Consider the following 11,037-nt stretch of genomic DNA (forward strand, 5'->3'; position numbering starts at 1 on the left):
CCTCATCACTGCCATCCAATTTCGCCAACGGTGGCAATCCGCAATTCCAGCCGCTGTCTGGTTTTGGAGTACGATCTGGACGAGTGAAATCGCCCTAGCTGCCCTCGTCCATTTCCTCGGTGGCGATACCCTCATCCTGGCAACAGTTAATATCCTCCTCGCCCTCCCCTTGTGGCTGCGAACCCGCCACCAGCCAGAACTCGAATTTCAACTCGCACCATTATTACTCGCCAGTTGGGGCTTATTGCTGCGACTGCCATTTTTTACAACTTATACTGGATTGCTAACGATCGCCGTCGGCATCGTCGCCGTGCTAGTCAGTCGCCGACTCAGCCCGAGCGTCGGCTATGGCGGATTACTACTAGTCACAGGCGGCTGCTACGAGCTAGTCACCCATTACATTCTCCAAGCTCCGCCCGGTGGTAATATTGCCGATGCCTTCACTATTTATGGCTTAGTCACCGCCATCCTCGCACTCAGCTATCGGTTGAGCGTATGGTGGCGATCGCGCCAAGATCCCTTGCAGTGGGGCAATTTTACCCTCGCTGGCTTGAGAAACTTCGCGCACCTCCACTGGGCGATCGCGAGTGCCTGGAAAGTTGCCGCCGCCAGCATTCCTACCGATTCCGTCGCCCCCAAACTCACCCTCGTCCATCTGGGCATTAGCATCCTCTTGGGCGGCTACGCCTTAATTCAAGCACGCGCCAGTCAACATGAAGGACTATCCCAGCGCGATCGGGCTGACTGGTGGATCTACCTCGGTTTAGCAGAACTCATGGGCGTCGGTATCTACGCCCGATCGATCTTCCAACGCCTCGGCATCCTCGATGAGGGTCTAATTTTAATTTCCTGTCTGCTCGGACTCATCATCTTACTAGCCCCCTGGCGACAATGGGGCTGGCGCGATCGACCCTGGCGGCTCATAGCCCTCCTCCTACCACTATCGCGAGTCATCTTCGAGTTAGATCGGATCTCCCTGCTAAACCTCATCGTTCTGGCAGTATTTTACGCCGGAGTAGCCCGCCGCCAACGGCAATTTGGGTGGGCTTACCTGAGCGCGATCTTCCTCAACTGGGCAGCGTTTCGGCTGTTATTTGCCTACAACCTCACCAGTCCCCTCTGGTACGCCACCGCGATCGGTTTGTCGATTTTAGCCGCAGTCCAATGGGATCCTTACTGGCAAACCTCTAGGCAAAATCGCCACTACGGACGCATCCTCGGCAGCAGCATCATCGCCGTCACCGCCTTACTCTGGCACCAACCCTGGCTCCCCATCGGTATCGGACTCGCGATCGCCAGTATCGGTATCTTCGTCAGAGTCCGCGCATGGCTCTACGTCGGCACGATCGCCTTCCTACTTACCAATACCTATCAATTGCTCATCCTCATCACCGAATACCCCATCACCAAATGGGCAATCGGACTCCTCGCCGGAGTCCTCATCATCACCCTCGCCGCCAACTTCGAGCGCCGCAAAGAACAAATCAAACGCGCCCTGCAACGTTGGCTCGATCGGTTTCAGGAGTGGGAGTGACGGGAGATGGGGGGATGGGGAGACTGGGAGACTGGGTAAAAGGTAAAAGTCGTCCCAGTAGGGTGGGCACTGCCCACCACATAGGTTTGAGACATTTTAAATCCAAATTAGGCACAGACTAATTGTGGTACTAATCGATCGAGAATTTGTTTGAGTACCATTGCTGTCCAGTCGATGTCGGCGACCGTGGTACTCTTGCCGAGCGTTAGGCGAATACCGCTGACTGCCTCGGTTTGACTGTATCCCATCGCTAATAAAATCGGGCTGGGAGTGAGTTTCCCACTGGCACAAGCCGCCCCGGAGCTGATGCCGATCCCGGCTAAATTGAGGTGGCGGACGATCGTTTTGCCCGTAACGGATGCTGAGGTATCGCGATCGGGGATGTGTAGACAAAAGCTGAGGTGATGGGGCAGGCGCTGCCAACGATCCCCGGTGGGGACGAGGATCGGGCAATTGGCGAGTAGCTCGAAGCAGCGATCGCGCAAACCGATGAGCCTGCTATTTTCGAGGGCTAGTTCTTCACTTGCTAACTCAGCCGCCACGCCAAAGCCAGCGATCTGGGGTACTGCTTGAGTTCCAGATCGCCAGCCCATTTCCTGTCCCCCGCCAGCGAGGAGGGGGATCAGTTCTAAACCTGGGCGGATGTAAAGTGCGCCTGCACCTTGAGGGCCATAAAGCTTGTGACTGGAGATTGAGAGGAGATCGATCCCCAGTGCCCGCACGTCGATCGGGACTTTCCCTGCCGCTTGGACGGCATCAGTATGGAAACAAATTTGGTGCTGACGGCAGATCGCCGCTAATTGGGCGATCGGTTGAATCGTGCCGACTTCACTTTGGGCGGAGATAACCGATACCAGCACGGTATTCGGACGAATGGCACGGGCGAGATCTTGAGGATCGATTCGCCCCGATCGATCGACGGGCAATTTGGTGACTTGCCAGCCTCGGGTTGCTAACCATTCTACTGGGGCATTAATCGATGAATGCTCGACACTCGAAATAATGACATGTTGAGGGGTTGAATATTGATTTGTCACCCCCATAATTGCCTGGTTATTAGCTTCAGTACCCCCCGATGTAAACGCGATCGCATCGGGGTTGGCGTTCAGCAATGCTGCTACTTGAAATCTCGCTTGTTCGATCGCGGTTGACGAGCGTTCGCCCCACTGATGGATACTCGAAGGGTTGCCCCATTCGGCTGTGAGGACTCGGTGCATCGCCGCGATCGCTTCGGTACGAGTGGGAGTAGTCGCACTGTGATCTAGGTAAATCTGCATAAACTAGAATAGCTAATTATTTTGACGTCAATTATTTCGAGTGTCTGCTGCTATCCACATAGCTGCATCTCTACTAGCTACCTGGCTTACATATATTATAGTCTTCATGGGATAAGACTTCTTTGGGTTGCAGCACCCCATCTTGTTCAAAGCACAACATCCGATAATTTCGAGTCACGGGAATGCTAATTACTAATCGGTTGTGGCGCAGCCTTTTGCCCCCAAACTCCCGATAATTCCTGCGATCTTGAAGACCGACAATAATATTTCTAGCTTTTAAAACCACATGTGATGGTAAGCTTTTAAGATCGATCGGATCGAAGGCAAAACTATCATGCCAAGTCCGTTTTTTTTCTTTCTTTTCATTGACATCTACCTCCTCTTGTAGGCAACGATGGCAAATCTGACCATAGCCTTTATGACCGCATTGAAACATTTTTCTTCGTCTGCTCATAATATCTCCCTCGATGTCTAAGGTAATTTGTAAAAATGGTAAGTAAGCAGTTACAAGTTAGCTGCATGGAAATTTAAACAATGATGTCGATCCTACCGCGCTAGTACGGTCAATCGAAGTTAGATCGTGCTTGCTGGCAAGCATTATCGTCGCTTCTCTCATAGCTGTTCGCCTAGATCGCCGCAATTGACAGTCACAATCTAGATTAGCCTCAATATCGACAATTAGCCAAGCTAACGATCGACACCTTTATTTGGCAATTCTAGAGCATAGACAGCCGTGCAGTGATTTTAGACAACATTTGAGTAATAAATGATACAATAAATTCGGTATTCTCGTAGTTGAGATGACATCAAACAATTGCGGCATTAATAGTATCGAGCTATTAATTCATCATTTATCATTCATAATTTTTGAGTTTCCCTGTGAAATTTCGACGGTTTAGCAGCGTTTGCGGCACATTACACTCCTCTCTGTTATCTAGTTTAGCTCTTGGGAGCATCGGTGTTACTATTATTTTCTGTGGATATTGGTTCTTTGGCAGATCGCCATCCAAGATTCAGGCAACTTTACCGCCACTACCGCAAGACCCATCAATTCAAGTCTATTTTAACCACGATCGGTCAGTAGAGTTTACCGAACCTTACCGACACAAAACCAGGCTGGGACAGGATTTAGCCGCTAGGTTAATAAATGCGATCGACGCTGCTACCACCCAAATTGATGTCGCCGTCCAACAGTTGCAATTACCGAATATCGCTACGGCTCTAGCTGCTAAATCGCAGGCAGGGATTAAAGTTCGCGTAATTTTAGAATCCAATTATCGGCGTCCGCTGAGCGAATTGGCTGGTGCCGATATCGAAGGGTTGCAGCCACGGGAGCGCCAGCACTATCAGGAATTTCAAAAATTAGCAGATCTCGACGGCAATGGCACGTTCTCACCTGCGGAGATTAACCAACGCGATGCGCTGATTATTCTCCAAAATGCCCAGATTCCAATCGTCGATGATACTGCGGATGATTCGCGGGGGAGCGGGTTGATGCACCACAAATTTATGGTAGTAGACGGACGTCAGGTAATTGTCACTTCGGCAAATTGGACGATGAGTGATATCTATGGCGATTTTCGTAATCCCGAGAGCGAGGGCAATCAAAACAATCTCGTCCAACTCGAAAGTCGCGAATTAGCCGCAGCCTTTACAAATGAGTTCGAGCTGATGTGGGGCGATGGCAACACACCCAACCAAATTAGCCAATTTAAGGCACGCAAACCCGCGCGACTACCGTTAGAGGTATCTGTCGGTAAAACGCGGGTGCTGGTGCAATTTTCGCCGACTTCTCAGCAACAGGCCTGGGAGGATAGTAGCAATGGTTCGATCGGGAAATTTCTAAGTACGAGCCAACAGCAGGTCGATTTTGCCCTATTTGTGTTTTCAGAACCTGGGTTAGCAAGTATTTTACAAGCTCGATCGCAGCAAGGTGTTAAGGTGCGGGGGACGATCGATCGGGAGTTTGCTTATCGGGATTACAGTTCGGGTTTGGCACTGATGGGCGGGGCTACTAGTACTGGTTGTCCAGTGGGAACTAATTCACCACTTATAGAGACAATTGGAGTACCGACTTTACCCACTGGCGACCTCCTCCATCATAAGTTTGCGATAATCGATCGGCGCACCGTGATTACTGGTTCGCATAATTGGTCGAATGCTGCCAATTATCGTAATGATGAGACACTTTTAGTCATTCAGGACAATCCTACCGTCGCTGCACATTTCGATCGCGAGTTTGACCGACTTTACGAACAGGCGATTATAGGCATCCCCGCTCGACTGAAAAGTCAGCGGTGTGGATAGACTTTGGGCAGCCCAAGTTGCTACCTACTTTTTGCCTGCGACTGAAGTCGCGGTTTCTAACCGCTAAGTTAGGGATGAGATTTTAAATGTTAGGCTGTAGCTTGTATAGAATTTTAGACCGCGAATTACCGATTAATCAGATCCGGTTCGGATAGCATGACTTTATTACAAATTCCGCTCTCGATCGAGCCAACCATTCAAGTTATTGCCGAAGATATCGGTCGGATTGCTTGGAATAGTTTTCTGGCGCTCGTTCCATTAACTCTCAGTTTTTTTCTATTCGATCGTCCTCGATCGCGAGCGTTTTGCTGGAGTATTTATATCTTACTCGGCGCAAGCTTTATTGTCGGTATCAAGAAATACAACAATGGCGATTTACTCGAAGCGCTCCAGCGAATCTTGCTGTCTTTATGGGGTGTCAGAATAATTTTTCTAGCGATCGCGATCGGTCTGATTATCATTTTGGCGATCGTCGAACGCCGCTTTCAGATCGATCGAGATGCTTATGTACTCAGGGAGACACCACAGCACCACCGTTCGATTTTTTGGTGGGTGGGATTGTTTCTATTTTTAGCTATTCTACCAAATGCACCGTATATTCTTACGGACATCATTCATTTTTATGAAGCGGTGCGGACGTTAACTTCGGTGTGGACGATCACGCTAATTATCGTTCCTATCTATATTATTTTTATCGGACTGGGATGGCTTTCTTATATATTTTCACTAGCCAACGTCAATCGATATTTACACAAATATCAGCTCGATCGATATACCAAGATTATTGAGTTTAGCTTACACTTCCTCTGTGCGATCGGCATTTATATCGGTAGATTTATCCGATTTAATAGCTGGAGTTTAGTTACTCAACCAAAACAGTTTTTAACAATTTTACCAGGGGAATTAATTGGTAAATTCCCATTATTAGTCATTTTATTAACGTTCTTAATCATTACAATTTTGTATGCAATATGTAAGCCGATCGTCTCCAAGTCAGCAATCTATAGCTATTAGCAAAATTACCTGCTATTGACCTAATGTAGGGATATTGTTAGAATGAGCCAGAGATTTGAACTATATTCCGATCTAAATACAGTAGATTTATTAGAGGCAACGTCATGACCGTCAGCCAGCAGGTGACAAGATCGATTGTAGGATTGTTCATTGGCGCGGGTTTGAGCCTATCGATGGGTGCTTGCGGTAAGAGTGATGCCCCGTCAACCAGCAATTCTCAGGCAGGATCGAAACAGGACGTTACCATCACTCTTGTTGGCTATGCCGTACCCAAAGCGGCTCATGATGCCATCATTCAAAAATTCACAACCAAGTGGCAACAAGAACAAAACCAAAAAGTTACTTTCAAGCAGACTTACGGCGGTTCTGGTTCTCAAACCCGCGCCGTCATTGACGGTTTACCTGCGGATGTCGTGCATCTAGCCTTGGGTAGCGATGTCAATAAATTAGCGCAAGCTGCCCTCGTTTCGCCAGATTGGGCAAAAAAATTACCAAACAATGGTATTGTCGCGCGTTCGGTCGTCGCGATCGTCACCCGTCCCGGCAATCCCAAACAAATCAAATCTTTTGCCGATTTGGCGCGTCCCGATGTCAAATGGGTGACAGCGAATCCCAAAACCTCTGGCGGCGCACGCTGGAATTTCCTCGCTTTATGGAACAGTGCCAGCAAATTGGGGGGGAATGAAGCCAAAACCACCGAATTTGTCACCAATGCGTTTAAAAATGTGGTCGTGCAGCCGAAGGATGCTCGGGAAGCTACCGATGCTTTTGCCAAGCAGGGACAAGGCGATGCGCTCCTCAACTATGAAAATGAGACAATTTTTGCCAAAGAAAGAGGGCAATCCCTCGATTATGTCGTGCCGGATGTGAATGTATCGATCGATACTCCTGTCGCGATTGTCGATAAGAATGTCGATAAACATGGCAATCGCGAAGTCGTCGAAGCTTTTGTCAAGTATCTGTTCTCGCCAGAATCTCAAGCTGAATTTGTGAAGCTGGGCTATCGTCCGGCTTCCACAGCCGCACCAGATCCCCGCTTCCCCAAAATCAAAACCCTCGGAACAATCGCCGAATATGGCGGTTGGGACAGTTTTCAGCAGAAATTCTTCGAGGATGGCGGTGTTTACGATAAAATTCAAGCTGGCAAGAAATAACTAATTTACGATCGTCAATGGTGCGTTACGCTGACGCGGTAACACACCCTACAGATCGTCAATGGTGCGTTACGCTGACGCGGTAACACACCCTACAGTAGTTGTACAGAGCCAAATAGGTGCGACGATCTGAGCGCGTTAATTTAGAAAGACTTGTTACCTTCAGCAGAATATCTCCATGAGTAATATTATCACCGCCAGTCTCGTCAAACCAAAATCAACTTGGCGACAGTGGTTCGATCGCATCCGGCATTTATCATGGACTTGGCGGATTACCTGGTTTTATCTGAGCGCGATGCTCTTGTTGCCACTGGCGGCAATGTTTGCCAAGGCGGGAAGTGGCGGCTGGGCTAAATTTTGGGCGATAGCTAGCAGTCCAGAATCCATATCTACCTATGATGTGACTTTTACCACCTCACTGATTGCCACCCTGATTAATGGTTTATTCGGCACCGCGATCGCGTGGGTCTTAGTACGGTATGATTTTCCTGGCAAACGGATCATCGACGCCTCGATCGATCTCCCATTTGCATTACCAACTTCAGTCGCTGGACTAACTCTAGCCACAGTCTACAGCGAAAATGGCTGGATTGGCGGTATCTTCGCGCCATTTGGCATCAAAATCGCCTTCACGCGGTTGGGAGTCGGGATCGCAATGTTATTCATCTCTTTACCATTTATCGTCCGTACCGTGCAACCTGTCTTGATCGAGCTAGAACGCGATATCGAAGAAGCGGCGTGGTGTTTGGGTGCGTCGGATTGGCAAACATTTCGCCAAGTAATTTTCCCGCCGTTATTACCATCGATTTTGACGGGGATGGCGTTGGGGTTTTCCCGTGCGGTTGGTGAATATGGCTCGACGGTAATTATCGCTTCTAATACACCCTTTAAAGATCTAATTGCCCCAGTACTGATCTTTCAAAGATTGGAGCAATATGACTATGCTGGTGCGACGACAATTGGCGTAGTTTTATTATTGATTTCCCTGGTATTATTACTTGCCATCAATATTTTACAAGCTTGGGGTCAGCGTTATGAAGACTAGCGATATTCCTAATACTTTAGTCCGACAAGGGCCAGCACAGAAAGCAACTAATTGGGTACCGATCGTCTTAATTGGACTCGCGATCGGTTACATTAGTGTGGTTATTTATATTCCAGCGATTAATGTTTTCTACCAGGCATTTCATAAAGGATTAGAACCATTTTTAGCTAATTTAACACGTCCAGACTTTCTCAATGCGGTCAGGATTACTGTCTCTTTAGCGCTGATTACCGTCCCGATTAATACCATATTTGGACTGTGTGCGGCTTGGTCGATCGCGCGGCATCAATTTCCAGGGCGCACGTTATTATTAAGTATTATCGACCTGCCCTTATCGATTTCGCCAGTAGTTGCAGGCTTGATGATTATGTTGCTCTACGGGCGTCAAGGTTGGTTTGGTGGCTGGCTCCAAGATCGCGGCATCGATATCGTGTTTGCCTTTCCAGGGATGGCTCTAGCGACTGCTTTTGTGAGTATGCCTTTTGTCGTCAGAGAGGTAATTCCTGTCTTGGAAGAGGCTGGTGTAGACCAAGAGGAAGCCGCCAGAACTCTCGGTGCTAGCGACTGGCAAATATTTTGGCGGGTAACTATCCCGAATATTCGCTGGGGGTTGATGTATGGCGTGTTGCTGACAAATGCTCGTGCGATGGGCGAGTTTGGTGCGGTTTCGGTGGTGTCGGGAAATGTGGCTAATACGACTCAAAGTTTGCCGTTGTTTGTCGAAGAAGTTTATAAGCAATATGAAACCGAAGCTGCTTTTTCCGCCGCAGTTCTACTGGCGTTACTCGCCGCAGTTACGTTGGTTATTAAGGAAGTTTTAGAAAGTAAAACGCGAATTAAAGACAAATCTTAATTGAAGGAATTAAGCATAATTTCTAGATGGTGGGCAGTGCCCACCCTACTACTACTATCTACAGATCTACCCTCTACTATTCTATCCCCTATTCCCTAAATATAATACATTGGACTGCTTTGACGCTGAGTTTCCAATGTTTTCGCTAAATCTTGAAGAGTGTAATTAACTAAGATGTCATTTACAGAATCTTTGATTTCGGCGAACGTTTGCACGATAACGGTTTTTTCTGGGGTGCTGGGGGTTGCGGGATCGACTTTTTTACGATTGCCACTACCTTCGATCGCAACTACCACGTCTAACAATGTAATCTGCCAGAGTTCCTTGGCAAGGAGATAGCCACCTTTCATCCCGCGCTGACTGGAGATAATGCCTTGGCGTTTGAGCAATGTAAAAATCTGGTCGAGATATCGCTCTGGCAATGCTTGACTAGCCGCAATCTCGTTGACTTTGAGCGGCTTGCCTTGCGCCTGACGATCGGCAATTTCGAGCAGGGCAACTAAAGCGTATTCTAGTCGAGAAGATAGTTCCACAAGTAGTTCGATCGGGTATTATCTTTAAGATATCACGGTTTTCCGCTCGATCTGTCGTAGTAGCTTATAATTGTGGGAGGGTATATGTTGTCTAAATTAATAATTCGATGCTAAGTAAGCGGATTTTTAAATTAGGTATAAAATAAATTCAATTGTTAAGTATAGGTTTAATTAAATATTCTAGCGATCGAGTATCTTAAATAAATGGGTATATCAGTAAAAAATGTCTCGAAACAATTTGGCAGCTTTCAGGCAGTCGAGAATGTTGACCTAGAGATCGAATCGGGTGCGCTAGTGGCGTTGCTGGGGCCGTCAGGACCGGGCAAATCGACACTCCTGCGGCTGATTGCGGGGCTAGAAACCCCTGATAATGGCAAAATTTGGCTTACGGGTACCGATGCGACTTATCAGAGCGTCCAGGAGCGAAATATCGGGTTTGTGTTTCAGCACTATGCGCTGTTCAAGCACATGACAATTCGCGAAAATATCGGCTTTGGTTTAAAGATTCGCAAGGCGAGTGCGGCGAAGATTAAAGCTAGAGCCGATGAGTTGCTAGATCTAGTGCAGCTTGCAGGTTTGGGAGATCGCTATCCCTCCCAGTTATCCGGCGGACAGCGGCAGCGGGTGGCTTTGGCGCGATCGCTGGCTGTCGAACCGAAGGTATTATTATTAGATGAACCTTTTGGAGCGTTGGATGCCAAGGTGAGAAAGGATTTACGCGCCTGGTTGCGCCGTCTCCACGACGAGGTACATGTGACGACGGTATTTGTCACTCACGACCAGGAGGAGGCGATGGAAGTAGCCGATAAAATCGTGGTGATGAATAAAGGTCAAATCGAGCAAGTCGGGACAGCAGCGGAGATTTATGACCGACCTGCGAGTGCATTTGTAATGAGCTTTATCGGCCCCGTGAACGTGTTACCTAGCAGTGCCGATATCTTCCAAAATAACGGCTTTGAAGCCAATCATCCTCAAGTATATCTCCGTCCTCAAGATGTCGCGATCGCAACCGAACCCGATGAGACGACGGTTAAAGCTACGCTGACGCGAATTATCCATCTCGGCTGGGAAATTCAAGCCGAATTAACTTTAGCTGACGGGCAAGTTATTTCCGCACATCTAACTCGCGATCGCTTCGACGAGTTACACTTGGAGCCTCAGCAAACTGTGTATGTCAAACCCAAGGAAGCTAAATCTTTTCCCCTGTATTATTCAATCTAAATTTCTAACGGTCAGCTACGGTTTTAGCGACATTGATGCAAAAATTAGACGAGTCTTACCTTTACATTCCGATCGACTCGATCGAGTGTAGTTTCTAGT

The 11,037-nt window shown here is 48.0% G+C and carries 9 protein-coding genes and 1 pseudogene; 7 read left to right on the forward strand and 3 right to left on the reverse strand.

The features are described 5' to 3' along the window. Positions 1-1,534: pseudogene (locus tag RMO35_RS11060) on the forward strand (hypothetical protein); the annotation flags it as partial. A 107-nt stretch (positions 1,535-1,641) separates the two neighbouring features. On the opposite strand, the gene RMO35_RS11065 reads toward RMO35_RS11060, so the two are convergent. Together RMO35_RS11065 and RMO35_RS11070 are read right to left on the reverse strand one after the other, a co-directional pair. Then, on the reverse strand, positions 1,642-2,811 hold the full coding sequence (locus RMO35_RS11065; protein WP_309741177.1) for a cysteine desulfurase family protein: 1,170 nt from the start codon (positions 2,809-2,811) through the stop codon (positions 1,642-1,644). 73 nt (positions 2,812-2,884) lie between these two features. Continuing rightward, positions 2,885-3,265 carry a hypothetical protein gene (locus tag RMO35_RS11070; RefSeq protein WP_309741179.1) on the reverse strand — a complete coding sequence of 127 codons (381 nt, stop codon included), beginning with the start codon at positions 3,263-3,265 and terminating at the stop codon, positions 2,885-2,887. A 425-nt stretch (positions 3,266-3,690) separates the two neighbouring features. Between RMO35_RS11070 and RMO35_RS11075 the strand changes: the two genes are divergently transcribed. The 5 genes from RMO35_RS11075 to cysW all read left to right on the forward strand — a co-directional run bounded on the left by RMO35_RS11075 (position 3,691) and on the right by cysW (position 9,184). After that, complete coding sequence (locus RMO35_RS11075; RefSeq protein WP_309741182.1) at positions 3,691-5,118, forward strand: phospholipase D-like domain-containing protein; 1,428 nt, start codon at positions 3,691-3,693, stop codon at positions 5,116-5,118. A 156-nt stretch (positions 5,119-5,274) separates the two neighbouring features. Then, positions 5,275-6,132, forward strand: a complete 858-nt coding sequence (locus tag RMO35_RS11080; RefSeq protein ID WP_309741187.1) for a DUF1361 domain-containing protein — start codon at positions 5,275-5,277, stop codon at positions 6,130-6,132. A 104-nt stretch (positions 6,133-6,236) separates the two neighbouring features. Next, entirely contained in the window at positions 6,237-7,286 is a 1,050-nt protein-coding gene (locus tag RMO35_RS11085; RefSeq protein ID WP_309741190.1) for a sulfate ABC transporter substrate-binding protein, read from the forward strand. A gap of 178 nt (positions 7,287-7,464) precedes the next feature. After that, the gene (cysT, locus tag RMO35_RS11090; RefSeq protein WP_309741192.1) at positions 7,465-8,331 is read left to right on the forward strand and encodes a sulfate ABC transporter permease subunit CysT; all 867 of its coding nucleotides are present in this window, start codon (positions 7,465-7,467) and stop codon (positions 8,329-8,331) included. Continuing rightward, positions 8,321-9,184, forward strand: coding sequence for a sulfate ABC transporter permease subunit CysW (gene cysW, locus RMO35_RS11095; RefSeq protein WP_309741194.1), 864 nt, complete (start codon positions 8,321-8,323; stop codon positions 9,182-9,184). The genes cysT and cysW overlap by 11 nt, the downstream gene beginning before the upstream one ends. Before the next feature lie 95 nt (positions 9,185-9,279). Here the strand turns inward: cysW and RMO35_RS11100 are convergent, their stop codons facing one another. Then, on the reverse strand, positions 9,280-9,717 hold the full coding sequence (locus RMO35_RS11100) for an Rrf2 family transcriptional regulator (RefSeq protein ID WP_309741196.1): 438 nt from the start codon (positions 9,715-9,717) through the stop codon (positions 9,280-9,282). A 204-nt stretch (positions 9,718-9,921) separates the two neighbouring features. Here RMO35_RS11100 and RMO35_RS11105 point away from each other — a divergent pair, with 204 nt between their 5' ends. Continuing rightward, entirely contained in the window at positions 9,922-10,938 is a 1,017-nt protein-coding gene (locus tag RMO35_RS11105) for a TOBE-like domain-containing protein (RefSeq protein ID WP_309741198.1), read from the forward strand. The last annotated feature ends 99 nt before the right edge of the window (positions 10,939-11,037 follow it).

This window comes from Chamaesiphon sp. OTE_20_metabat_361, assembly GCF_031364565.1.